Source organism: Microbacterium allomyrinae (genome assembly GCF_020682705.1).
GTDB classification, from domain to species: domain Bacteria; phylum Actinomycetota; class Actinomycetes; order Actinomycetales; family Microbacteriaceae; genus Microbacterium; species Microbacterium allomyrinae.
Genome location: NZ_JAGTTN010000001.1, coordinates 170,145 through 193,742 on the forward strand (window position 1 = coordinate 170,145; position 23,598 = coordinate 193,742).

At 68.3% G+C, this 23,598-nt stretch carries 21 protein-coding genes; 6 read left to right on the forward strand and 15 right to left on the reverse strand.

The genetic code is table 11. The features are described from left to right. Positions 1–14: 14 nt before the first annotated feature. The 8 genes from KEC57_RS00870 to KEC57_RS00905 are packed head-to-tail and all read right to left on the reverse strand — an operon-like array spanning position 15 to position 9,089. On the reverse strand, positions 15–1,097 hold the full coding sequence (locus KEC57_RS00870; RefSeq protein WP_229382632.1) for a glycosyltransferase: 1,083 nt from the start codon (positions 1,095–1,097) through the stop codon (positions 15–17). Then, positions 1,088–3,334, reverse strand: coding sequence for an N-acetylneuraminate synthase family protein (locus KEC57_RS00875; protein WP_229382633.1), 2,247 nt, complete (start codon positions 3,332–3,334; stop codon positions 1,088–1,090). Before KEC57_RS00875 ends, KEC57_RS00870 begins: the two co-directional genes overlap by 10 nt. Continuing rightward, positions 3,331–4,077 carry an acylneuraminate cytidylyltransferase family protein gene (locus KEC57_RS00880; RefSeq protein ID WP_229382634.1) on the reverse strand — a complete coding sequence of 249 codons (747 nt, stop codon included), beginning with the start codon at positions 4,075–4,077 and terminating at the stop codon, positions 3,331–3,333. Before KEC57_RS00880 ends, KEC57_RS00875 begins: the two co-directional genes overlap by 4 nt. Next, positions 4,074–5,105, reverse strand: a complete 1,032-nt coding sequence (locus KEC57_RS00885; protein WP_229382635.1) for an RNA-binding protein — start codon at positions 5,103–5,105, stop codon at positions 4,074–4,076. The genes KEC57_RS00880 and KEC57_RS00885 overlap by 4 nt, the downstream gene beginning before the upstream one ends. Continuing rightward, positions 5,096–6,109: a CgeB family protein gene (locus KEC57_RS19040; protein WP_229382636.1), complete on the reverse strand. Its 1,014-nt coding sequence runs from the start codon at positions 6,107–6,109 to the stop codon at positions 5,096–5,098. Before KEC57_RS19040 ends, KEC57_RS00885 begins: the two co-directional genes overlap by 10 nt. Then, a complete protein-coding gene (locus tag KEC57_RS00895) occupies positions 6,106–7,032 on the reverse strand; it encodes a glycosyltransferase family 2 protein (RefSeq protein WP_229382637.1) in 927 nt (308 codons plus the stop codon). The genes KEC57_RS19040 and KEC57_RS00895 overlap by 4 nt, the downstream gene beginning before the upstream one ends. Further along, on the reverse strand, positions 7,032–7,610 hold the full coding sequence (locus tag KEC57_RS00900; protein WP_229382638.1) for an arsenate reductase/protein-tyrosine-phosphatase family protein: 579 nt from the start codon (positions 7,608–7,610) through the stop codon (positions 7,032–7,034). The genes KEC57_RS00895 and KEC57_RS00900 overlap by 1 nt, the downstream gene beginning before the upstream one ends. Continuing rightward, positions 7,611–9,089: a tyrosine-protein kinase domain-containing protein gene (locus KEC57_RS00905; protein ID WP_229382639.1), complete on the reverse strand. Its 1,479-nt coding sequence runs from the start codon at positions 9,087–9,089 to the stop codon at positions 7,611–7,613. Between the two features lie 202 nt (positions 9,090–9,291). Between KEC57_RS00905 and KEC57_RS00910 the strand changes: the two genes are divergently transcribed. Continuing rightward, positions 9,292–10,470, forward strand: coding sequence for an O-antigen ligase family protein (locus KEC57_RS00910; RefSeq protein WP_229382640.1), 1,179 nt, complete (start codon positions 9,292–9,294; stop codon positions 10,468–10,470). Here KEC57_RS00910 and KEC57_RS00915 read toward each other — a convergent pair. Next, entirely contained in the window at positions 10,467–11,534 is a 1,068-nt protein-coding gene (locus KEC57_RS00915) for a glycosyltransferase family 4 protein (protein ID WP_229382641.1), read from the reverse strand. The two genes, KEC57_RS00910 and KEC57_RS00915, sit on opposite strands and share 4 nt — an antisense overlap. Before the next feature lie 150 nt (positions 11,535–11,684). Here KEC57_RS00915 and KEC57_RS00920 point away from each other — a divergent pair, with 150 nt between their 5' ends. Next, positions 11,685–12,620, forward strand: a complete 936-nt coding sequence (locus KEC57_RS00920; RefSeq protein ID WP_229382642.1) for a nucleotidyltransferase family protein — start codon at positions 11,685–11,687, stop codon at positions 12,618–12,620. On the opposite strand, the gene KEC57_RS00925 is transcribed toward KEC57_RS00920, so the two are convergent. Beyond that, the gene (locus tag KEC57_RS00925; protein ID WP_229382643.1) at positions 12,612–12,935 is read right to left on the reverse strand and encodes a PqqD family protein; all 324 of its coding nucleotides are present in this window, start codon (positions 12,933–12,935) and stop codon (positions 12,612–12,614) included. The genes KEC57_RS00920 and KEC57_RS00925 overlap by 9 nt on opposite strands. Before the next feature lie 2 nt (positions 12,936–12,937). Then, the gene (galE, locus tag KEC57_RS00930) at positions 12,938–13,915 is read right to left on the reverse strand and encodes a UDP-glucose 4-epimerase GalE (protein ID WP_229382644.1); all 978 of its coding nucleotides are present in this window, start codon (positions 13,913–13,915) and stop codon (positions 12,938–12,940) included. 332 nt (positions 13,916–14,247) lie between these two features. On the opposite strand from galE, the gene KEC57_RS00935 reads away from it, so the two are divergent. Continuing rightward, on the forward strand, positions 14,248–15,360 hold the full coding sequence (locus KEC57_RS00935) for a glycosyltransferase (RefSeq protein WP_229382645.1): 1,113 nt from the start codon (positions 14,248–14,250) through the stop codon (positions 15,358–15,360). A 65-nt stretch (positions 15,361–15,425) separates the two neighbouring features. Further along, entirely contained in the window at positions 15,426–16,127 is a 702-nt protein-coding gene (gene lepB / locus KEC57_RS00940; RefSeq protein WP_229382646.1) for a signal peptidase I, read from the forward strand. Between the two features lie 178 nt (positions 16,128–16,305). Here lepB and KEC57_RS00945 read toward each other — a convergent pair whose 3' ends face one another. From KEC57_RS00945 to KEC57_RS00960, 4 genes are all read right to left on the reverse strand, one after another. Continuing rightward, positions 16,306–17,154 (reverse strand): hypothetical protein, encoded by an 849-nt coding sequence (locus KEC57_RS00945; RefSeq protein ID WP_229382647.1) that lies wholly within the window; start codon positions 17,152–17,154, stop codon positions 16,306–16,308. 190 nt (positions 17,155–17,344) lie between these two features. Next, positions 17,345–18,460 (reverse strand): P-loop NTPase family protein, encoded by a 1,116-nt coding sequence (locus KEC57_RS00950; RefSeq protein ID WP_229382648.1) that lies wholly within the window; start codon positions 18,458–18,460, stop codon positions 17,345–17,347. Positions 18,461–18,636: 176 nt separating this feature from the next. Then, positions 18,637–19,362 carry an ABC transporter ATP-binding protein gene (locus tag KEC57_RS00955; protein ID WP_229383653.1) on the reverse strand — a complete coding sequence of 242 codons (726 nt, stop codon included), beginning with the start codon at positions 19,360–19,362 and terminating at the stop codon, positions 18,637–18,639. 79 nt (positions 19,363–19,441) lie between these two features. Next, on the reverse strand, positions 19,442–20,929 hold the full coding sequence (locus KEC57_RS00960) for an ABC transporter permease (protein WP_229382649.1): 1,488 nt from the start codon (positions 20,927–20,929) through the stop codon (positions 19,442–19,444). A gap of 255 nt (positions 20,930–21,184) precedes the next feature. Here KEC57_RS00960 and KEC57_RS00965 point away from each other — a divergent pair, with 255 nt between their 5' ends. Together KEC57_RS00965 and KEC57_RS00970 are read left to right on the forward strand one after the other, a co-directional pair. Next, the gene (locus tag KEC57_RS00965) at positions 21,185–21,913 is read left to right on the forward strand and encodes a response regulator transcription factor (RefSeq protein WP_229382650.1); all 729 of its coding nucleotides are present in this window, start codon (positions 21,185–21,187) and stop codon (positions 21,911–21,913) included. Then, a complete protein-coding gene (locus tag KEC57_RS00970) occupies positions 21,910–23,499 on the forward strand; it encodes a sensor histidine kinase (protein ID WP_308187547.1) in 1,590 nt (529 codons plus the stop codon). Before KEC57_RS00965 ends, KEC57_RS00970 begins: the two co-directional genes overlap by 4 nt. Positions 23,500–23,598 lie beyond the last annotated feature (99 nt).

Consider the following 23,598-nt stretch of genomic DNA (forward strand, 5'->3'; position numbering starts at 1 on the left):
GAACCCCTTCGTCGTCACGCCTGATAGGCGGCGCTCGTGCGCTCGACCATGACCGCGATGCTGTCGACCTCGTTCGGTTCGGCGAGTTCGGTCGAGCGGACGGCGGTCAGCAACCCGGCTACGACGGCAGGATCGCCCGGATCGCTCACCAGCGCGCTCGCCGGGACGATCTCTGCGTTACCCCCGACATCCGATGCCACGACACGGATTCCTCGCGCCACGGCGTCGAGCAGGGTGTACGAGCAGTTCTCCCACACCGAGAGCTGCGCCACGACGTCGGCCGCGGCCATCGCCTCTTCGGGGTCGACGTATCCGGGAAAGCCCACCGCGTCAGACAGCCCCCAGCGTGCAGCCTGTGCACGCAGCGGCTCCTCGAGCGGCCCCGTGCCCGCGATCGTGAGGGTCGCATCGGGGTTCTCGGCATGAACGAGCGCGAAGGCGTCGATCAGCACATCGATGCGCTTCTCGGGAGCAAGACGCGAGAGCGAGAGCACGCGCAACGCGTTCGACTGCTCTCGACCATCGGCCCCGAGGACAGGCGTACGCGGCACGATGCCGTCCGGCAGATCGACGCCGTTGCGGATGACCGTGACACGCTGTCGTGGCCGCCACTTCGCGATCATCGCACGTCGCGTTGCGGCCGATACGGCGATCACCCCATCGAAGCGGCGAAGCCTGACGCGGTGCACCGCCCCCATGATCCGGGACGTGAGCGCGGACCCGTGGTAAACGGCATCGTCACCCGCGATTCCGTGCTCGGTCGTGAACCGGCGCGTGCGGCGCGGCAACGGCGTCGCTGCGACCACGATGTCGGCGTAGGCGAGATGGGAGTGCACGACGGCGGGGCGAAGTGCACGAGCGACCTTTCGCAGCGTCTGCACCGAGGCGAGCAGTCCGGCCTCGGGTCCGAGTGCACCGGTCGTCACGGCGGCCCCCCGCGCCCGGAGCGCTTCGGCGAGCGGCCCCTCGGGGCAGAGCACCACCAACCGCCAGCCGGGCAATCCGGCCCTCGCGCTGTCGAGAACGTGGCGTGCGACACCACCCAGATCAGACACGGGCACTACCCACAATGCGATCGGATCGATCGTCACAGCCATTGCTCGAGCCGATCGAGCGCGGTCCAGAAGCCGGCACCGCTATCGACGTGGCCCTGCCAGATCTCGGGAATGAAGGAAACTCCGGGAGCGAGTTCGTCCAGCGCCGCGGCGAGCTGCGGCCAGTCGACCTCTCCCTCGCCCACCTGCACGCCCTCGCCGTCGATCCCGGTGGCATCGACGAGATGCAGGTGCGTCGTCAGCGGAGCGAGCGCTGCGACAACCTCGGAGAACGCGATACCGAGGAAGTTCGCCGCGAGCTTGGAGTGCGAGACGTCGAAGCAGAGCCCGGTTCCCGTCGTCAATGCGAACTCGGCCGTATCACGCGGGTCCACGAACAGATTGTGGAACGCCTGCCCGCCCATCAGCCACGGGTGAGGCGGCAGCGTCTGTGCGGCGATGCGCACACCGGTCGTGTCCAGGCGGGCGAGCGCGTCGGCGACGCGCGCGTACATCGCGGGCCGCTCGGCGGGGTCGAGGTGGCGGTCCTTCGTGAAGCCACCCATCGTGACGACCATGATCGGCTCTGTCTCGCGCGGGAACCACTGCTTGAGCGAGCGCGTGACATCGATGGTGCGCTGCACCTCAGCGATCGAGCGTTCCCAGACCTCGTCGTCCCGCGAGGCGAGGTCGACGAGAAAATCGCCAGGGAACAGATCGGGCAGATGCGTCGTGAAGCCCATATCCAACGGCCGGTCGAAGACGGTGGCCGGGTCGAGCTCGAGATCTTTGTACGAGAAGTGGAACTCGAGAAAGTCCGGCGTGCAATCCGCGATCAGTGCGGCGAAGTCGTGGTACCGCACCGGCAGTCCCCACGGGCGGCGGAATTCGAACTGTCGGCCTACCGATACCGTATCGGTCAGGTCTCCGGCGAAGAAGAAGTCCCCCGCCGCCAGATCGCGGCGGAGCGTTCGTCCGAGCAGCTGCGACAGCGCATTGGGCTGCAGGCCGCGGCCAGGACTCTTCACCGCGACGTCGGCCTCATGGATCACCTCGCCCACCGCGAGAGGACGAGCGGCTACCAGCGATTTGGCGAGGTTGACCCGGTTCATCTGCTCGCCCGTCGACACGACCCGTGGGCTCGCGTCTCCCATGGCCGATTCCACTTCGCGGATCTGCTGGACCATCGTGGCGAACTCGCCGGGCAGCAACGAGACCGTGTGGTCGTTGCCCTCCATCGTCCGATCGACCGTGAAGTGCTTCTCGATGATCCGTGCGCCACGTGCCACAGCCGCGACGGGCACGTGCCAGCCGCGCTCGTGACCCGAGTAGCCGACGATGCAGTCGCCGATCTCGGCGAGGCGCTCGAGGTAGGCGAGGTTGACGTCCTTGAACGGCGCCGGGTAGGTCGACTGACAGTGCAGCAGCGCAAATCCCGTACCGAGCGTCCGCAGCAGCGCGGTCGTCTCGAGGATCTCCTCCTCGCGCGACATGCCGGTACTCAGCACCAACGGCACCTGCCGCGACCCCGCGTCGCGGAGAAGCTCGTGATTCGTCAGATCGGCCGAGGCGATCTTGAGCGCCGGAATACCGTAGTCGACGAGAGCCTGCACGCTCGGCGCATCCCACGGGGTGCACATCACGGCGATGCCCCGCTCGCGTGCATGATCGAACACACGGAACAGGCTCTCTGCGGGCAGCGAGTACTTCGCGAGCAGGTCGAGCGTGTATTGCACGCCCAGGTCTTCTCCCCCGCTCGCTCCTCCGCCCTGCCGATAGAGCGCTTCGAGGTCGCGCAGTTGGAACTTCACGGCGTCGGCGCCGGCCTCGACAGCGAGATCGACGAGGTGCTTCGCGAGATCGATCGAGCCGTTGTGGTTGTTGCCGACCTCCGCGATCACGAAGGCGGGATGCCCCTCCCCGATCTCACGGTCGCTGATGCGCAGCACATCGTCGCGATCGATCGCGATTCCGACGAGGTGTCCTCGATCGTCGACGAGCGGGATGTGGGAGATTCCCCCGCGCCCGAAGAGTGGAGCCAACTCTGCCGGGTTCGTGCTCGCCGCGGCCGAGCGCACGGTGGCGTTGGCCACCTCTCCGGATGAGATCTCGAGCGAGGAGGTGGGGTTGGCGATGATCCAGCGACGGAAGTCGCCGTCCGAGAGCGACCCGCGCAGGATTCCGTGCTCGTCCACACAGAACACGATGCGCTCACGATTGGCGCTGATCTTCTGCAGGCCCACGAGCACCGGGTCCTGCGCGAACACGATGTAGGGGGCGAGATTGCGTTCGATGATCACTGTGCGGTCTCCTCTGATGCGGACGCTGTCGTCGGGTCGTCGTCCACTGTCGAAATCCGCTGCAGCTCGTGCGCCGCGAGGCTCAGGTCGAGTTCGGTGTCGATGTCGATTCCCTCGATCTCGTCCATCACGAACAGTCCCACATCGCCGCCGAGGCGATTGTGCCGATCCTCGTAGATCTCGGTGCGGGTGAGATAGAGCGAGCCGGTCTCGCGGTAGAACAGCCCGCCGGCGTCGAGCTCTTGTCGTCGCGGTCGCGCATCGATGTCGTAGTGGGCGAACGCCGGTTCACCCAGACGCCACAGGAAGGGCGTCTGCGGCACCACCCCCACCAGAGAGTCGACGCCCGTCTCGCAGAACTGCGCGACGGCCCGATCGATGGTGCCCGGCAGCCGCAGCGGAGATGTCGCCTGCAGCAGCATGACCGCATCGGGGCGTCGGCCTTCGGAGGTGCGGTGCGCGATCGCGTGCAGAATCACGGGTTCGGTGGCCGTCTCGTCGCGCGCGAGCTCGTCAGGACGCAGGAACGGCACGTCGGCCCCCGCTTCACGCGCGATACGGGCGAGCTGTGGGTCGTCCGTCGAGACGAGCACGTCGAGAGCCGGTCTCGCCGCGCGTGCCTGCTCGATCGTCCACACGACGAGCGGCTTTCCTGCCACGAGGCGCCGGTTCTTGCCCGGGACGCCCTTCGATCCGCCGCGCACCGGGATGACGCACAAGATTGTCGGGTTCTCTGCGCTCATCGACCTTCTCCTGCCATCAGCCGACCCAGACCGGCCGCGACGGCCCTCGCCGGCTCCAGGTCGGGAACGTTCGGGGAAGGAGTCGGGGCACCGCCCCATTCCGACATGTCGTATCGCTCCCAGCAGTCGACGACCCACGCAGGCGGCCGCACGGCACTCACCCAGGCAGGGATGCCGGCAGCCGCGGCCTCGAGCACGCCCGTCGAGAAGATGGAGGCGACCGGACGGCGGTTCTCGCTCAGCGCTATGCCCGACGTGTCGAACTCGATGCCCTGCCTGCGCCACTGCGCGTGCTGCAGGCGCGACAGACGGTCGGTCTCTGAGGGGTGGGGGCGATAGGTCGCCCCGGTGGATTCGCAGAAATGTCGTGCGGAGCGCGCCGAAGCCTGCCGGGGCAGTTCTGCTCCGTGCAGCTGCCCGAGGAAGATCGGCCGGGCCGCCGAATCCGGTGTGAGTTCTCGCTGTCGTGCCCGCCAGAACAGCTGCGATCCGACGACCTCGTGGGTGAGGTCGGTGCGGCCGGACGCCCAGTAGCGCGCATCGGCGTCGGAGAACGCCAGCAGATGCGCCTCCGCAGGCAGCGGTGGTGCCCACGTCGTCAGCAATCCGTGCTGCGCCACGACGAAACGCGCCCCGAGCGTGCGCGCCCACGCGTGAGCGGTGACGCCCGCCGGCAGGAAGTGCCCGGCGGCGAACACCGTCCTCACCGCGCCGAGCTCATGAGGAAGCTCGAGGCCGTCCAGAGCGCGAGCGGTCCACTCCCCCGGCAGGTGTGCGCTGACGTCGGCGAGGGCCAGCACCGCGACAGGAGCGTCGGCCAGATGGCGCAGCGGTTCGGTGAACGCGGCAACGGAGCTCGGTGTCGTCGAGTCCACGACGACGAGCAGCGCAGGCTCCGGCCCGTTGCTTGCCAGCCAGAGCGTCGGCGGGGCGGGCCGGCGCACGAGGTCGCGCGCGCGCCGCAGCCTGTTGCGGCTGTTCTGCCAACGGCGCCACGCGTCGAGATCGGACGGGAATGTCAACGCCACCGTGCCACCACCGTGCCCATGCGATGCACGAGCGTGTGCTCGGCGAGGGTCCGCGCCTTGCCCGCTTCACGAATGGCGTTCGCCCACCGTGGTTCTTTTCGCGCCCGGGCGACGTGGTCGACGAGTTCCTCGGGAGACGTGAACACCAGCGTCTCGGTGCCCACGTCGTAGTAGCGATCGACGTCCGCACGGTCGACGAGATGGAGACCGCCGACTCCGGGAGCCTCGAAGGTGCGCATCGTGAACCCGTCGTGGTCGTCGCCATGAATGTTCAGTGCTGCGAGCGACCCTGCCATGACGCCGTAGTAGTCGCTGCGAGGTAGGTCCGGACCGGTCGGGATGCCGGGGTTCGTGAACTGTCGCGTACGGGCGATGTCCCACGGGTGTCGCGACCACTCCCGGCCAAACGCCTTCACCGGTATTCCGGCATCGGCGAGCTTTCGCATGAGGCGCTCCCGCACCGGGTAGCGCGCTCCGACGAAGGTGGCGGCCGGAGTCGGTCGAGGCACGAAACCGGCGAGCGAGTCGAACCCGTCGGGCAGATAGGTCGCGTCGATCCCTTCCGCCTGCAGTCGTGCGACGTCGCGCGGGCTGTAGCTCACGATCGAGTCGATCTCGCGCAGCGTCTCCAGCGAGTAGTCGATACGCGCCAACTCGTCGTAGAGCCAGAGCACGGTGGGAACGCGCGCATCTGCCACCGCCTGCCACCAGCGTTCACCCAGCAGATCGGCCTTCACGACCAGAAGCGCATCGGGGCGAGAGTCCCGCAAGGCGGCAAGGGCACGGTCGCAGATCTCGCGCTGCGCCGACCGCGCCGGCGCAGTGCCGGGAATCTCGTGCACCACCTTGTTCTGCACGCGCTGACGCAGGTTCGCAGATGCGTCGTAGCAGTGGACGACGACCGTATGGCCGCGCGCTTGGAGAGCATCCCGGATAGCGCGCCAGTAGCCGTGAAAGACGGGCGTGACGAGAAGGATGCGCCGTGTGCGTTCGGGAGGCCTCACCCGGCACCTCGCAACAAGCCCAACTCGTCGCGGAGAATCTGCCGTGCCTCGATCGGGCGGCGAGCCAGCTGCCGGATGCCGTTGACGACGAAGTTCACGAGCGAGGCGCCGGTGAGCATCAGTCGCTGGCGACGCGGGTGGGCGCCCCACTTGCGGGCATACCGCAACCGCGATTGCACCAGCCAGCGGCGCCGCCTCGCCGGATCGGTGGAGCCGCCGCCTTCGTGCACGGCCGTGACCGTTCCGGCGAACACCGACGGCACACCGCGCATCCGCAGTCGACGCTGCAGATCGACCTCTTCACAGTTCATGTGAAAACCCTCATCGAACCCTCCCACAGCGCGAAACTCGGCGAGCGGGAGCATCATCGCTGCACCGACGACCCAGTCCACCGGCACGACCGCTCCCGAGAGGCAACGGGTATCGTGCCCGACCGCCTCGTGCAGCTCGCGTCGATGACGAAAACGCGCGAGCGGAGTCAGCCACTCCACCACGTAATGACGCGTACGGGGGAAGTGGCGGCCGACCCACTCCGATTCTCCCGAGGGCCGCACGATCTGCGGACTCACGACCGCGGGCTGCCACGGGATCGCGGCTTCGAGCAGGTCGTGCACGAATGTCGCGCCGATTCCGAGATCGCTGTTGAGGACCGCCAATAGATCGCCTGTCGCGATCTGGGCGCCGGCATTCACCGCGGCACCGAAGCCGCCATTGCGTTCTCGACGGATGACGTTCACCCCGGGGCGATCCGGAAACGGGATCGGCGAGGCGTCATCGACGACGATGATCTCCAGCGCACGCGGCTCGGATTGGGCCTGCAGCGCACGCACGAGCACGGACGTCGTCTCTGGATCGCCGTAGTGCGGAATGATGACCGAAACGCCGGGCACGCCCTCGAACCCGCGCAGGTCGGTCCCTGGCATCAGAGAAGTGCTCCCGGTGGCGCGCCGTGCAGCATCCGTTCGCCTCTGGATCCTGCAGCGCTCGGTGTCGCACCGACTGCGGCGAGGATGACTTCGAGCAGTTCCGTGATCTCGGCCACCGCGCTCTCGGCGGCGGCCGGGCCGTGTCCGTACGGATCGGCGAAGTCGTCCGCGTCGACGTACGGGGCGTCGTCGACAGCGAGGAAGCTCAGCGGCTCCGCTCGCCGCGGGAGCCCCTGAAGCGCGCGCGCCGCGCGACGGATCGTGAACGTCGAACGAACCGACGCCGGCGACTCCTTGAGGACCCATGCCCGCTGCCGGGCCTCGAAGGCGAGTACGAGGTCGGCGCTCGAGAGCAGAGCGAGGTCTACCTGGCGCGCGGTGTGTGCCGAGGCGTCGATGCCGCGTCGGTGCAGGGCGCCCGCGAGCTCGGAGTCGACGCCGTGACCCACGAGCGCGCTGACACCCGCACTGGCGACCTGCCATGCCCCGCCGGTGCCGAGGAGGTGGCGTGCGATCAGCTCAGCGGAAGCCGATCGGGCGATGTTCGCCTGACAGACAAACAGCAAGGATGGCATTCAGGCTCCTCGACGCGCGCTGCGGCGCGACCCCGCCGCCTCCGCGCTCGATTCACCGGTCGGCTCCCACGTCACCGGTGTCGGAAGCGTCGCCCCGTCGCTCGAGCGCTCGGCTGCTGCGGAGGGCATGTAGTACTTCGAGTTCCGCTTGTACTCGTGGCCCTCGCCGGCATCGCGCCCCGAGACCTTGTTGAGCACGGTTCCGAGGAGCCGGGAGTGCACCTGATCCAACATCTGTCGGGCCAGTACGACATCCTCCTTGCGCGTCTTTCCGACCGTTGCCAGCAGGATGGTGCCGTCGGCGACCATGCTGAGCAGCACGGCATCCGTAACGGGGAGGACGGGCGGCGCGTCGATCACGACGAAGTGGCGATCTGACAAGGTCGCCACGAGGGACCTCATCGCCTGCGAACCGAGCATCTCGGACGGGTTCGGGGGAACGTGGCCGGCAGGCAGCACCAGAAGCCCCGGGGTGTCTGTCGTGCGCAGCACGTCTTCGAAGCGGACCTGCCCGCTCAGCACCTCGCTCAGGCCGATGCTTCCGTCCACGCCGGCCAGGCCCGCGACGGACGGTCGGCGAAGGTCGGCGTCGATCAGCACGGTCGGTTGGCCGGAACGCGCCAGAACCCTCGCCAGCATGACCGATACCGTCGACTTGCCTTCGCCGACGTTGGCGCTGGTCACGACGACGCTGTGAACCTCGCCGTCGACGCTCGAGAAGCGAAGGTTCGTTCGCAGCCGCCGGAAGGCTTCGGCGGCATGCGCATCGACATCTGCGACAGCGCGATTCTTTCCGGCGAGCTGTTCCGACTTGGGGATCCGGCCGAGCGTGCCGGCGCCGCCGGCCGCCGTCGACAGGTCGGCGGCTGTGCGCACGCGAACATCAGCGGCCTTCCGCAGGAAGACGAAGAGATATGCCGCAACGAGACCGATGACCCCGCCCAGGAGCAGATTGACGCGCAGATCCGGGCTCACCGGCTGGGTCGGCACGACCGCGTTCTCGAGCGGAACGACGAGGATGGACGAACTCTCTGCGCCCACCTCGCTTTCGATGTGCTCGACCACGGCTGCAACCGCTTCCAGTGCGCCATCGGCGAGCGCGGCCGCCGCTTCCGGAGAGGATGCCGTCGCAGACACCTCGAGAAGCGTGCTTCCTTCGGCCACCGAGGCTGATAGCCGCCCGCTGAGCGACTCCCCGCCGAGATCGAGTGTCGGGTCGGAGGCGATCTGGTCGAACACCGCACCGCTCGTGATCAGCGGGATGAAGGAGCGTGCCTTGGTCGCGGCGGCTTCCGTGCCGCTCATCGCGTCCATGAACCCGGCGCTGCCGCCCGCAACCACATATCCGGCCGAGCTTGCCGTATATACCCGCGGCTGCAACAGCGTGTAACCGAACATCACGAGCACTCCGGCGATGACGCCAACGAGGAGAACGACCCAGTTCTTGCGCGTCAGACGAAGGAAGTCGAGTACCGTCATGGCGCGGTCGGGACCTCTCTGGAACAGGACGCTCGCGGGAGCGCGCACTAGGGGTGATTCAAGCTGAATTGCACCTTACCAGCACCGGTGGAGCACCCCCTTGCCCGCCTGGACCCACGCCCCCTCACACGCCGGAGGAGACTCTCCCAGTAGACTCGCCACCGTTGCCGCTCGTCCGTTCCGCCTCGGGAGGTGTCTCGACATGCCACATGCATCATCGGCCTCCGAGACCGCAGCTCGCGGCGGCGGCGCCTCCGTCTCCGATCACCAGCCGTTCCGCCTGCTGGAGGCCCTGCTCGCCGGGCTGTTCGTGTTCAGAATCGAGATTCCGGGGCCCGCGCAGCTGCCGCTGTCGGACCTCGCCGCGCTGGCGCTGATCGCCCTCGCCGCGTTCCGCAGGCCCCGGCGCTCGCTCCGCCCGGTCAACTGGTACGTCTACATCGTCGTCTTCCTGCTCGCGTACCTCGCCGTCGTCGCCCTCGTGAACGACGTCGACCCGGTCAGACGGCTGGTCAGATTCGCGATCCTCATGGTGCTGGCCGGCTTCATCGCCAGCGCACGGATCGATATCCGATCCGTGATGATCGGAGTCGGAGCCGGCCTCATCGCCAACACCGCGCTGTTCTACGCGGGCCTTGCTCCTGACAACTACGGCGGGCTGCTCACGGGCTTCTTGGAGGACAAGAACAGGGCGGGCTTGTATTTCGCCGTCCTGCCTCTGCTGATGATCGCCTTCGTCCGGCCGACATGGGCCAAGATCGTGATCCTCGTCGCCGGCGCCGCGGGACTCGTCCTGACCGACTCTCGCACCTCGATGGCCGCGTTCGCCGCGGCAGTCGTATGGATCCTCCTGAGCACCCGGATCGGAGCCGCGCTGCGCGTCGTGCTCGCGCTCGCGATCTTTCTCGCCTTCAGCTGGGTGGAGGACAACCTCGCGGAAGTCGGGCAATACGCCGCGCGCGCCGGCTCCGATGCGCTGCGATCGCGTATCGACAGCGCCGCGCTGATCAAGGTGTCTCACGCGCCGTGGTACGGGCTCGGCGTGGGCGAAGGCGAGGTCACCGTCGCGGGCGGTCAATGGTTCTTCCACAACTCGTATCTGGTGCTGCTCGTCGAAGGCGGCTGGATCATGCTGCTCTGCGTCGTCGCTCTTTTCGTCATCGTGGGGTTTCGCGTCGGTGCGCGGTCGCCCCGGGGTGCCGATGACGTCGCGGTCGAGGCGGCGACCGTGGCGATCCTTCTCTGCGCCACGCGCCTGGGCGAGGTCTTCTTCACGCTCCCGGCGTTTCTGCTGCTCGGAGTCGGACTGGCCATACGAGTACGTGATGCGCCGTCGAACAGCAACAGCTTCCCGGGAACGCCGTTCACGGCATCCGGCTAGCGCACCGCCGCCTGCGTCCTGCCCATTCCTGTCAGGAGTTGCCGGGTGCGGTTCACACCGGCCTCCGGCGAGTACTCCTTCTCCCACCGATCCCATCCCGAGCGCACGGATGCGGAGGTGTCGATGACGCCATCGGCACGGTCCAGGATCGCGGCTGCCAAGGCATCCACATCACCGGCGGGGACGATGACGGACTCGTCTCGGCCGACGACCTCGGGCAGCGCGCCCGCGTCGCTCACGAGCAACGGGGTGCGCGTCGCCATCGCCTCGGCGGCGACCAGTCCGAACGGCTCCGGCCACACCGACGGGCAGACGATCAGATCGACGCGGGCGAAGAACTCCCCCGGAGCGATCCAGCCGGTGCGTTCGACGAGCCCCTCGACGGACACAAGCGCGTCTTCGACCGCACGCTGGTCGCGCTCAGGCACGAAGCGGGGGTCGCCTGCCAGCAGCAGCCGGAATCGGCCGGGGTGCGACTGCTCCAGTCGCCCCAGTGCGGCCGCCAGAATCGGCACGCCCTTGTCGACCGAGACACGGCCGAGAAACCCCAGCACGAAGGTTCCATCGCCGCGGCGCTCGCGTTCGCGACGCTCGATGGGCAGCACCCAGTTGGGAAAGACATCTGCTCCGCGCACATCTCGACGCATGGATGCCGAGGGCACGAGTGTCGCAAGCGCACCGCGGCGCGCGATCGACAGCATGGCTCGCCGCGCAGGGGGCACGGTCGAATGAACGTGCACGATCCGGCCCGGGTGCCCCGCCGTCGCCAACGACGGCACGAGGCCGTTGCACCAGAGCAGACCCCCGCGCTGCGTGCGGTCCCATCGGCGCAGCGACCGCATCCACTCCTTGCGGCCATTCGCCTCGAGCACCACCGTGCGATGCCCGGCGTCGCGCGCCGCATCGACCAGATCCGAAGGATGCGACGGGCCGACCACGGCGGTATCGACTCCGAGCTCTTCACAGGCGCGGGCGATGTTCAGCAGCATCACCTCGCCACCCGCGATGTCACCGTTGTTAGCGGCGATCGTGACGGGCTCAGAGCCGCTCGTGGGCAGTGTCATGCTTCGTCCTCGGTGTGCGGGACACGATGTCGGTCATCGCCGGCGCCGCCGTGCCGGACCCACCCTACTGGCCCTGTGAAGGCAGGGGCGAAGCTCGACGGCCGGAGCGGCGAGGATAGATTGGTCGGGTTGCAACGTGAGGGGATTCGGATGCCTGAGGGCCCTGTGCCTGCGGTCGAGCACCTCCGGCTCGACGACGCGGTCGCGCTGGCGACCGCTCTTTCGCAGCACGTCGCGCACGGGGCGGGCATCCGAACCCTCGTACTCAAGGGATCGTTCGCCTCGCTCCAGGGGCTGCGCGAGCCGAGGCCGTCGCACGATGTCGACCTGCTCGTGGAGCCCGACCGGTTCGACGACCTTCTCGCTGCATTCGCGCGGTACGGATGGACAGCCCGGCCTGCGCCGGATTTTCCCCTCCTCCTGGATCTGCACTCTCGCACCCTCGTGCACTCCGGCTGGAACTGCGATATCGACGTACACCACTATTGGCCGGGATTCATCGGCGATGCGGCCGAGACGTTCGACCACCTGTGGCAGCGGCGGCAGTCCTGTGCTGCTGCCGGCGTGCAGGTGGACACGACGGGAGAGGCGGATACAGCGCTCGTGCTCGCCCTGCACTCCTTGCGAGAGGCCGGGCACGTGTCGGCGGAGAGCCGCAAGATGCGGGAGTACCGGTATCTTCTGCACCGCGTCAGCAGCGACGAAAGGCTCGCGAATGCCGTGCTCGCCTCCGCGCACGACGCCGGCGCGCTGCAGACGGCGCGACCGTTCCTGCGCGCGCTCGGCTTCGATATTCCCGAGGAGCAGAACCCCTCGGAGCAGCTGCGCCGCTGGCAGCTGAACGTGCATGCGCGACACCGCATGACCGCCTGGCTGCTCGAGCTCCGCCAGGCGTCCTTCACGCGCAAGCTGCACGTGATCCGGCGAGCGGTCTTCCCCTCGGCCGACGAGCTGCGAGCCATCGATCCCTACGTCGGCGCAGGTGCGCGTGCGGTGGCCAAAGGCTGGTGGCGGCGCTTCGCCCGCGGAATACGCTCAGCTCTTCAGGCGACCCAGGACATCAGGGCGCATTACCGGTCACGGTGAGCCGAACTGCTCGCGCTCGATCAGCCCGGTGCGCCGCATCGTGTCGAGGCAGGCGAGCACGTCACGCCGCACGGTGCCGAAATCGGCATCGAAGCGCTCCACGAGGGCCTCGATGATGGCATCGGCGCTGCGTTCCCCATCGATCTCGCGCCACAGCGCGATGGCGGTGCCTCGCAGCACGTGAGGCTCGCATCGTTCGTCGTCGAGGCGGAGCACCACCAGGCGATCGTCGGAGTCGACGATCGCGAGCGCGGCCGCGCGACGGACCGGGACGGCGGGCTCGCCGTGGTGAACAGGAAGGACCTCGGCGGTCATGGTCATCCCGAAACACGTGGCGCGCGGAAGCCGCTCCACGCGGAGGTGATGATCTCGCGGAGGCCGAACTTCGCCGACCAGCCGAGTTCCGCGTGGATCAGCGAGGAGTCGGCCACGAGCGCTGCAGGATCGCCGATACGGCGCGGCTCGATCGCCGGTGTCGTCGCGTGACCCGTCACGTCGCGAATCATCTCCAGCACCTCGAGGACCGAGCGACCCACCCCGGTGCCGACGTTCAGTTCGGCGGGCATCGCTCGGCCGGCGGAGAGCGCATCGAGAACCGCAACGTGCGCATCGGCAAGATCGACGACGTGCACGTAGTCGCGGACACACGTGCCATCGGGGGTCGGATAGTCATCACCGAAGACCCTCGGCGCCTCCCCTGCGATCAGCCGCTCGAACACGATCGGGACGAGATTTGTCGCGAACCGATCCGCACTCAGATCGTTTCCGGCGCCGGCGACATTGAAGTAGCGCAAGGAGACCGCGCGAAGCCACCCGGCACGCACGGCGTCGCGCACCATCCATTCGCCGGCGAGCTTCGTCCTGCCATACGGATTGATCGGGTCTGCGGCGTCGCTCTCGCGCGCCGGCACACCCGTGCCGTTCCCGTACACCGCCGCCGACGACGAGAACACCAGGTTCGAGACCCGAGCGGACTCCATCGCCAAGAGCAGATTGGCGAGTCCACCGACATTCTCCCGGTAGTACCACGCGGGTCGCTGTGCGGATTCTCCGACCTGCTTCTTCGCCGCGAGGTGCACGACGGCACGAACGTCATGCTCTCGCAGGATCGCCTCGACCTGTGCGGGTGCGTCATCGGACGCGAGGTCGCACACACTGAACACGAGCCCTGCGACGCGCTCGGGCACCCCGGTGCTGAGGTCGTCGATCACGACGACCGATTCGCCGCGCGACGTCAGGCCGGCCACGACATGGCCGCCGATGTACCCGGCACCACCGGTCACGAGAACGCTCACGCGTCTCACGATAGTCGGCCGATCATCTCACCCCGCCCGTCCGCTCAGCGTTCGGGCGTCGCGTTTGCTTCGAGAGGACTCATGTGGAAGCGTTTGCACAAACGGGTGGTAGAGTCTGCTTCAGATCACCCGTGGACCCGAAATTCGCGGGCGTATCGTCAACGATGAGTCGGCCCGCTCGGCAGATTGACGATGTGGATGTCATCACAGTCTCTGGGGGGGATCGTGGCAACGACGGTGCTTGAGCGCGTGCAACTATGTGAGCATTTCGGCGAGCGATCGGCGGTTGCCGGCTCAACACCCGCGGGGAAAGACAGCAGCTCGCTCTCGCTATGACCTCTTCGGCCGCACCGCAGACTGTCGTAGCGCACGATTACTTCACCCAGCGTGGCGGTGCAGAGCGGGTAGCGCTCGAGATCGCGCGTCAGATGGGCGCGAAGGAGATCATCACTTCCGTCTACGACCCCGATCGCACATTTCCTGAGTTCGCGGACTTCACGATCACGCAGAGCGCTTCGCGTGCGGTCCGCTCGATGCGCCACGACATGCGACGAGCTCTGCCGCTGCTGGCAACCGCCTGGTCGCGGATGCCACCCGTCGATGCCGAACTGCTGGTGTGCAGTTCTTCCGGATGGTCGCACGGGCTGCGGGCGACCGACCGGACGATGAAGGTGGTGTACTGCCACAACCCCGCGCGCTGGCTGTATCAGCGGGCGGATTACGTCCGGGATCAGCCACTTCCCGTCCGTGCCGCACTCAGCGCCCTCTCGCCGCGACTGCGATCATGGGATCAGCGCGCCGCCCACACGGCCCAGTTGTACATCGCGAACTCGGAGTCTGTGGCAGTGCGCATCCGGCACGTCTACGGCATCCGCGCCGAAGTCCTCCACCCGCCGCTGTCGATCGATGTGACTGGCCCGCAGGTGGCGGTTCCCGACGTTCCGGCCGAATATTTCCTCGCCGTCTCACGCACACGGGGCTACAAGGGAACGTCGCTGCTCATCGACGCGTTCGCGCGAATGCCCAACCGAACGCTCGTGATCGTCGGCTTGCCCGACTCGACGACCCTCCCGCGCAACGTCATCGCCCTCGGCCATGTGTCTGAAGCGCAACTGCGGTGGCTCTACGCGAATACCCGCGCCCTCATGTCGATGTCGCACGAGGACTTCGGGCTGACCCCGGTCGAGGCGAACGCGTTCGGGCGGCCGGCTCTGGTCCTGCGAGCCGGCGGCTTTCTCGATTCGACCCTCGAAGGCGTGTCGGGGATGTTCATCGACGACGAGAGTGTGGAGGGTGTGATCCGCGGCGTGCGCGGCTTTCCCTCCGAGTGGGATAGCGATCCCATCCGTGCGAGCGCGGAGCGCTTCTCGCCCGCCTCTTTCGCGCAGAACCTCCGCGATGTGATCGCAGGGTCGCGCACCCTGACATCGTCGCCGGCGAGATGACTCTTCCGCGAGAGTCGGAGTCGACTCCCGACCGGGCCGCCGCCGCGGTCCGGTAGCCTCGACACGTGACCGCCGCGACCGACCAGCCGGCCCGTTGGCGGCGGATCACGCGCTCCGTCTGGTTCCATCTCGCACTGGCATTCACCGTCGTGGCGCTGGTTCTGAGCTTCATCGCTAAGCCCTATGTCGTGCCCTCGGGTTCGATGGAGCAGTCCCTGCAGGTCGGAGATCGCGTTCTGGTCAACCGGCTCGCCTACCTCGCCTCACAGCCCACGACAGGCGATGTGGTCGTCTTCGACGCAGGTGAAGCCTGGGATGGCGGCGCAGCGACGGGCGAAGATCCGATCCGTTCGGCGTTGCGCTGGGTGGGTGAAATGACCGGTTTCGGCCCGTCAGGGCGGCACACGCTGGTCAAGCGGGTGATCGCCGGGCCGGGCCAGGTCGCCGCGTGCTGCACGGATGGCGGCGCGGTCACCGTCGACGGCGTGCCGCTCGTCGAGCCGTACGTGTTCGAGGATCTCCCCTTCGAGCCGGGCGCTCTGGACTGCACGTCGAACCCACGGTCGTTGCGCTGCTTCGACAGCGTCACCGTTCCTGCGGAGTCTTACCTGATGCTGGGAGACCACCGTTCGGCGTCATCCGACTCGGCCGCTCTGTGCCGCGTCGCGGACGCTGATCAGGGCTGCTGGCGGTGGGCGAGCCGCGACGGAATCGTCGGGAGAGCGGTCGTCATCCTCTGGCCGATCACGCGGTGGAATCTGCTCTGACGCGACATGCGACGCCGCACGGCCGGAGGCGGGGGCTGGGCTTTGAGAACGTCGTCGCCCCGGGCCGGGCTTCCGCACCCGCGTGAGAACACGCAAATGAGGGGACACACCGCATCGCGGCGTGTCCCCTCATTTGCTGTCGAACTCGCCTCAGCGACTCGCGATGAGCCGAGGCGTGTCAAGCGGTCCCGTAGGCAGGGTAGATTCCGCCGCCGCCATCGTAGGCAAACGGGCCGCCGCCGTTGAAGTACCAGATGCCATCCGTCCAGCCGCCCACCGGGGTCACGTACGTGCCCAGATTGACGTTGCTCGACGTGGTGGCCGTGATCGAGACCGGCGATCGCCAGTAGATCCGCCAGCTGTTGGGAAAATACACCGGAGGGGGACCGGCGCTCCCGATCCAGCTGAACGGAATCGCCGCGTTGAGGGCGAACCGAACGGTACCACCGGGAGGAAGGACCACGTTGGTGAGCGTGAAGTACGCCGGATCCATCCGAAGCCATACAGCTGTCCAGGCGTTGGTGCCCGTGTTCTGCGTGTACGCGGCCGCGGTGGTGACCGTCCAGGAGCTCTTGCCCCCGATCGACCCGCCATTCGACCCGCCCAGATCGACGGTGCTGTAGTTCTGGAACGCGTCGGTGTTGGAACCTGTCCCCTGGTTCCACATCCGGGGGAAGGTGAAGTCGATCCGCAGCGTGCCCGAGAAGGTGCCTTCACCCACGTTCGTCACCGAGAACGCCCGACGGAAGTCCGTGTTCGGAGAAACAACGCCGTTGGTGAAGTTAGATCCTGTCGTATACCGCCCCTCGGCGCCGCCGAGAGCGGCCACTTGAAGGTCGCTCGTCGGGTCGAACGGTCCACTCGCAACCGCGGCCGGTGTCGCCGCGGCCATCGCGATGACCGGCACCGCCCAGGCGGCAGCGGTCAGAGTACCCCGTCTGCTGACCTCGGCTTTCCAGAGCGTCTCGTCCCGCCGAGTGAGTTCGGAATTCGGAATGGCTGATGATTCGGGATCTCGGTCGTTCACGTTTCTCCATCCATCGTGCGTATCGTGATTACCCCAGGCATCACGCGCTCGGCCACGCTGCAAGCGTTTCCAGTCTGGCGCCAGACTATTGGGCTCATAGTACTTCGCGCAACGCGACGCGATGCGCCGCTCGACTTCATTCTTCCCTATCGCCGTTTCGCGCGGCTACGCCGCCGCTCCGTCGACACGATCAGTCCTGTCCCCGCACCACCACGCCGTGCGCGCTGAGCTCGGCGATCGCCGCCGCGACGGCGGACGCGGCATCCGATTCCGCCGGCTCGCCGTGCGCCCGCACGACGACCGATACCAGCTCCTCGTCCGAACGACCCGTGGCTTCGCTCCACAACGCCGGCCCGATGCCGCTGATCACCCGCAGGATCGCCCCCTCGTCGGTGTCCGGCTGCAGCAATGCCACCCGACGGGGGTGGTCCAGGACGAGGGCATCGAGATACGCCCCCCGATAGAGACCCGTTGTCGCTGTGCGCGTCGACGTTCGTTCCCCGCCCGCGCGCTGCGGCTCACCGACCTCGCTCACGTCGCGGACCATCGCCCCGGGATCGCGAAAGAGCGGGGCGAACCCGTCGACGAGGCCATCCGCCTCACGGTAGACGACGCGGCGAATCCCTCCCACGGCCGCCACGAGCGCCGAAATCGTCTGGAGCGGGTTGGGCAGATCTGCGAGGTAGCTGGTCTGCTCCACGAGCTCGCCGAGCACGTCGCCCAGCTCGCACTCCTCGAGCATCGGCACGTCGGGCCCGTCGGGGCGTCGATCCAGCAGGACGAGCGCAGCCACTCGCAGCTGCGGCGCCGGCAGAGCGCCCAGGCCGAGCTCGCCCGGCGGACGCTGCGATTTGACGGCCACCGCGCCTTCGATGATCGACAGCGGCTTGCGGTACGGCTGCACGCGTCCGGATCCATCGATGGCTATCGTCTCGTCGGTGACGTAGCCGTAGCGTTGCGCCAGCGCCCGCACCGCCGTCGTCTTTCCGCGACCCGATGGCCCGATGACGACGACGACATGTCCTCGCTCGTCGGCGATGCCCGCTGCGTGCAGCATCCACGCCTCGCCGCGCCTGGCCTCGATCGCGGCGAGCGTGACGCGCTTGGAGAGCGAGGACAGCAGGCGTTCGATCGGCACTCCTGCGGGCGCCACCACGGTGACGTCGACGGGGATCGACCCGTCGGACGAGGATGGCGCGGCGTCGGCCCACACCCGCGCGACCTCAGCGGCCCCGGCCGCATCGAGCGCCGACACATCGATGCGGATGACCGCGCCGAGGGCGCTGATCAACGGGTCATGTGGCACACCGGCTACTGTACTGAACCGCCCACCGATACCCCGTCCGCGTGCGACATCGACCCCCTCGCCCGACCGGACGTCGTCGACGGCGAGAAGCAGGGCGCGCCGCGGTCGGCGATGCGCCCTGCTCCCCGGTTGAAGGTGGTCGTGGCGATAGGGAGAGTCCTCGGAGTTCTCCTTCGTCAGCGCGTGATGTCTCGCACGGTTCCCTTGTCGAGCCGGAGCCGGCGGTGCGCGCGGCGTGCGACGGCCGAATCATGCGTCACGACGATGAGGGTGAGCCCCTCGGCGCACAGCCCCTCGAGCACGGCGAGGATCTCGTCGCGCATGCTCTCGTCGAGGTTTCCGGTCGGCTCGTCGGCCAGGAGCACCCGCGGACGCTTCACGATCGCGCGGGCGATCGCGACACGCTGCTGCTGACCGCCCGACAGCTCGGTGGGCTTGTGGTCGGTGCGGTCGGCCAGTCCGACGTGCGCGAGCGCCTCGGCGACTCGCGTCGCACGCTCCGCCTTCGGTAGGCCGAGCGGCTCGAGGGCCATGTCGACGTTCTCGGCCGCGGTCAGCGTCGGGATCAGGTTGAATCCCTGGAACACGAATCCGATCTCACGCGCGCGGACGCGCCCGAGCTCGGCATCCGAGGCCTTCGCAAGATCCGTACCGGCGAGCACCACCGAGCCAGAGGAGGGTCGATCGAGGGCGCCGAGCAGCTGCAGCAGCGTGGACTTGCCGCCACCGGTCGGCCCCTGGATCGTGACGAACTCGCCGGCGCCGATCTCGAGCCCGACACCGGTCAGCGCCTTGATCACGCGCTGCTTCTGCCGATAGGTGCGTGTCACATCGGTCAGTCGGTAGAGCGCCGCGGTCGGGGCATCCCCCACTGCTGCCGGGTCGGTGTCGATCATCGTCATGTCTTCGTCTCCTGTCGTGGTGGGGCTCGTGAGCGGCTTCTTGGTGAGAGCGGGCGGGGCGATCTCGGTCATCGCCGCGTCACCCGACCGATCGCAGCGCTTCGGCGGGGCTGAGGCGGGCCGCGCGCCATCCGCCGAACGCACCGGCGACGAGTCCGCCGAGCACCGCGATGCCCACGGCTGCCACGATCACCCACAGGGTGACGGGTGCCTGCAGGACGATGTCGGTGGAACCCTGCTGAATGACCGCGTTGCCGAATGCGCCGCCGCCGGGACCGCCGCCCGTGCCGCCGGGGCCGCCCTGGGCCGCCGTGTCGGCCGCGGCCGCCGTCGAGATGGTCGGCGAGATGAGGTTGATCGCCACGATGCCGGCGAAGCCGAGCACCAGACCCACGACGCCGCCGAGGAGTCCCTGCACCGCGGATTCGCCCGCGACCTGTCCGACGACACGTCCGTTGGACCAGCCGATCGCCTTGAGCGTGCCGAACTCGCGAGTGCGGCGCGAGACGCCCGAGATGGTGAACAGCACGGCCAGCACGAGCGCGACGGCGAGCACGATCACCGACAACCAGGTGCCGAGGTTCGTGATGAGCGAGGAGGCGCTGGAGAGCGAGCCGGAGACGGTCGAGGCGAGGTCGGCCTGCGAGCTCACCGTGGTGTCGGGCAGTGCCTCTTCGAGATCGGCCTGCACGGCCGCGATCGCGTCGGACGATTCGGCCTGCACGTACACGGTCGAAACGACCGCGCCCACGCCCGAGAGCGTCTGAGCGACATCCAGCGGGATGTACACGTTGGACGCCGTGTCTGCCTCATCCGAGGTCGATGCCACGAGTCCGACGACCTCGAAGTCCTCGCCGCCGATGTCGATGGTGTCGCCCACGACGACCTCGGCCGTCGAGGCATAGGTCGCGTCCAGCACGGCGACGTTCCCGCCCTCGTCGCTGCTCTCGAGCGCGCGGCCGTCGCTGATCTCGACAGCCGACAGGGGCCCGACAGCGGTCGAGGTGGGGTCGATGCCGAGCACCGTGAACGAGTCGACGCCGAACGAGCCGCCTCCGAAGCCGCCGCCTCCGCCGCCGCCTCCCTCACCCTGCGGCGGCGTTCCCTGCGTGCCGCCTTCGGTCGTCGTGGTGTCGTCGGGGGCCGCAGGCAGCTCACCCGAGAATGTCATGTTGGTGAGGCTGAGTGTGGCGGATGCCGCCGACACGCCATCGACGGCGATCACGGTGTCGAGAGTGCTCGCGTCGAGCGTGGCGCGCATCGGCTCCGAGACGAGCTGCGACTGGCTGAGCTCGGTCGTGCCGTCCTCGCCCGTCGCACCGCCGTCCTCGCCGAAGTCGAACCGCTGGCCGCCGCCCTCCCCGGGCTCGGCCATGGCACCGGTCACCGTCAGGTCGGTGCCGACGCCGTAGACCGACTCGAGAGCCTGCGCCTGCGCGTCGCGCACGCCTGCCGCGAGCGAGTTCACGATCATCACGAGTGCGATGGCGATCGCGAGGCCGGCGGCCACGATGATCGTCTGCTTCTTGCGGCCGACGAGTTCTCGCCGCAGATACGTTCCGTACATGGGTCTCCTCCCGGCGCGCCTTCTGCGGCCGTCGGGGTGAACCTACGGAGCGCTCCGATGGGGATTTCCAGTGCGAGCTATGAACTGGTTATGCGCGCGCCTCGCCTGCCCCGCGAGAATCGGCGGGACGCGTGGGAATCGCCAGGAGTCTCGCGCGCTGCGGCGATTCTCGCGTGCCCGTGCAGCGCCGGAACTCCCAGCCGACGCATAGCCCCTCCCATAGGAAGCCCATAGGAAGGCGGTCACAATGGAGCCATGACCAGCCCCTCCCCCGCACTCCAACGCCCCGACGGATCGGCCCTGCGCGTCCTCGTGGTCGACGACGAGCAGATGCTCACCGACCTGCTGTCGATGGCGCTGCGGATGGAAGGGTGGGAGGTGCGCACAGCCGCCTCGGGCTACGAGGCGCTGCAGGCGGCCCGGGACTTCGGTCCCGACGCCATGGTGCTCGACATCATGATGCCGGATCTCGACGGCATGGCCGTGCTGCAGCGGCTGCGCCAGTCCGGTGACGAGGTGCCGGTGCTGTTCCTGACCGCGAAGGACGCCGTGAGCGACCGGGTCGCCGGCCTCACCGCGGGCGGCGACGACTACGTCACGAAGCCCTTCAGCCTCGAAGAGGTCGTCGCGCGCCTTCGCGGCCTCATGCGCCGCGCCGGCACGGCCCACGCCTCGACCGCGGAGCCGATCCTGCGTGTAGGCGATCTCACCCTCAACGAGGACAGCCACGAGGTGGACCGCTCGGGAGACGAGATCGAGCTTACCGCGACCGAGTTCGAGCTGCTGCGCTACCTCATGCGCAACCAGCGCCGTGTCGTGTCGAAGGCGCAGATCCTCGACCGCGTGTGGAACTACGACTTCGGCGGGCGCTCGAGCGTGGTCGAGCTGTACATCTCGTACCTCCGCAAGAAGATCGACCAGGGCCGCGAGCCGCTCATCCACACCGTCCGCGGCGTCGGGTACATGATCAAGGCCCCGCAGTGACGAGCGAATTTCCCGGTGAGGCGCCCCAGGGCGCCGCGAACGACACGACGGATGCCGCGGCACCCACAGGTGCGGAGGCATCCGTCGCCGCGGTGAAGCCGCCTCGCGACAAGGCCGTCCGCAAGCGCGCCCCGTGGTCGCTGCAGCGGAAGCTGATCGTGACGGTCGTGGGGATCACGTCGTTCATCATGGTGCTCGTCGGCGTGGCCACGAGCGCGATCCTCGGGAACGTGCTCGAGGCTGGCCTCAGTGAGCAGCTGAAGTCGCAGGTCGACCGTACTGCGAGCATGACACGGCAGTTCATCGCCCAGGGAATGTCGGCGGAGCAGATCCTCGAGCAGATGCCGATGCAGGCCGGCACGCTGTTCGCGGTCCAGACTCTGCCCAACATGCCGACGGCGGCCGTGACATTGGACGACGGGACCGTACTCGCGCTCACCGATGAGCAGATCGGACAACTGACCGAAGACATCCCCGAGCAAGGACCGATCGTTGTCTCGATCGACGACATCGGGACCTACCGCATCGAAGGGCAGCCCGTAAGCGGGCAGTCGATCGTGGTCGTCGGGCTGTCCCGCGACGATGTCGCCACCACGATCACCAGGATGCTCACCACGATCGCGCTCCTCACCGCGGGCGGGCTCATCCTGCTCGCGGCTGCGACCGCGTGGACCATCCGGGCCGGACTCGCGCCGCTGCGCGCCGTGGCCGACACCGCCGAGCGCGTGTCTCGCATGCCCCTCGACCAGGGGGAGGTGTCGATCTCCGAGCGGGTGCCCGCGCGCCAGGCCGATCCGCGCACCGAGGTCGGCCGCGTGGGAGAAGCGCTCAACACCCTCCTCGACCACGTCGGCGTCTCGCTCGCCGCCCGCCAGCGCAACGAGGAGCGCATGCGCGCGTTCGTGGCCGACGCGAGTCACGAGCTGAGAACCCCGCTGGCGTCGATCCGCGGATACTCCGAGCTGTCGCTGAAGGCCCTCGACCGGGACCACGGACCGTCGACGATGCAGACGACCGAAGCATCGCTCGAGCGCATCCAGGCGCAGTCGCTGCGCATGACCTCGCTCGTCGAGGACCTGCTGCTGCTCGCGCGCCTGGACGAGGGGCAGGAGCTGGTTTACGGCACGGTGGATCTCACGCGCCTCGCGATCGATGCTGTGGCCGATGCCCGGCCGACCGGCCCGGATCACACCTGGGTGATCGACGTCGACGATGAGCCGGTGCTGATCGCCGGTGACGCCGGGCGGCTGTACCAGATCGCGGCGAACCTCCTCGCGAACGCACGCACCCACACCCCCGCCGGCACCACCGTGACGATCGGCGTGACCCGCGATGACGGCAACGCCGTGCTGCGGGTGCACGACGACGGCCCCGGCATCGATCCGGCGATCAAGGACGAGCTGTTCGAGCGCTTCTCTCGGGCCGATCGCTCACGCGCCCGGCAGACCGGCGGGACAGGCCTCGGGCTGTCGATCGTCCGCGCGATCGTCGATGCTCACGGCGGCGCGATCACGGTCGACAGCGCCCCGGGCGACACGACGTTCGAAGTGCGGTTGCCCGCCCGGCCCGCGGACCCGGCTGCCTGAACCGCTCCACTCCCTCACGCGCTCGCTCACCGCGGCGGCCGTTCCACGTACCGAACCACCGCTCGCCACCCGTCCACGCCGGCGTCCCCACCCTCCGAA

Bases quoted from the DNA above. Each gene is read 5' to 3' on its own strand.
- KEC57_RS00955 (WP_229383653.1), bottom strand. From the start codon at position 19,362: ATGACGATGATCGACACCGACCCGGCAGCAGTGGGGGATGCCCCGACC.
- KEC57_RS00910 (WP_229382640.1), top strand. From the start codon at position 9,292: ATGCCACATGCATCATCGGCCTCCGAGACCGCAGCTCGCGGCGGCGGC.
- KEC57_RS00895 (WP_229382637.1), bottom strand. From the start codon at position 7,032: ATGCCAGGGACCGACCTGCGCGGGTTCGAGGGCGTGCCCGGCGTTTCG.
- KEC57_RS00960 (WP_229382649.1), bottom strand. From the start codon at position 20,929: ATGTACGGAACGTATCTGCGGCGAGAACTCGTCGGCCGCAAGAAGCAG.
- KEC57_RS00965 (WP_229382650.1), top strand. From the start codon at position 21,185: ATGACCAGCCCCTCCCCCGCACTCCAACGCCCCGACGGATCGGCCCTG.
- KEC57_RS00920 (WP_229382642.1), top strand. From the start codon at position 11,685: ATGCCTGAGGGCCCTGTGCCTGCGGTCGAGCACCTCCGGCTCGACGAC.
- KEC57_RS00870 (WP_229382632.1), bottom strand. From the start codon at position 1,097: ATGGCTGTGACGATCGATCCGATCGCATTGTGGGTAGTGCCCGTGTCT.
- KEC57_RS00880 (WP_229382634.1), bottom strand. From the start codon at position 4,077: ATGAGCGCAGAGAACCCGACAATCTTGTGCGTCATCCCGGTGCGCGGC.
- KEC57_RS00935 (WP_229382645.1), top strand. From the start codon at position 14,248: ATGACCTCTTCGGCCGCACCGCAGACTGTCGTAGCGCACGATTACTTC.
- KEC57_RS00925 (WP_229382643.1), bottom strand. From the start codon at position 12,935: ATGACCGCCGAGGTCCTTCCTGTTCACCACGGCGAGCCCGCCGTCCCG.
- KEC57_RS00900 (WP_229382638.1), bottom strand. From the start codon at position 7,610: ATGCCATCCTTGCTGTTTGTCTGTCAGGCGAACATCGCCCGATCGGCT.
- KEC57_RS00915 (WP_229382641.1), bottom strand. From the start codon at position 11,534: ATGACACTGCCCACGAGCGGCTCTGAGCCCGTCACGATCGCCGCTAAC.
- KEC57_RS00905 (WP_229382639.1), bottom strand. From the start codon at position 9,089: ATGACGGTACTCGACTTCCTTCGTCTGACGCGCAAGAACTGGGTCGTT.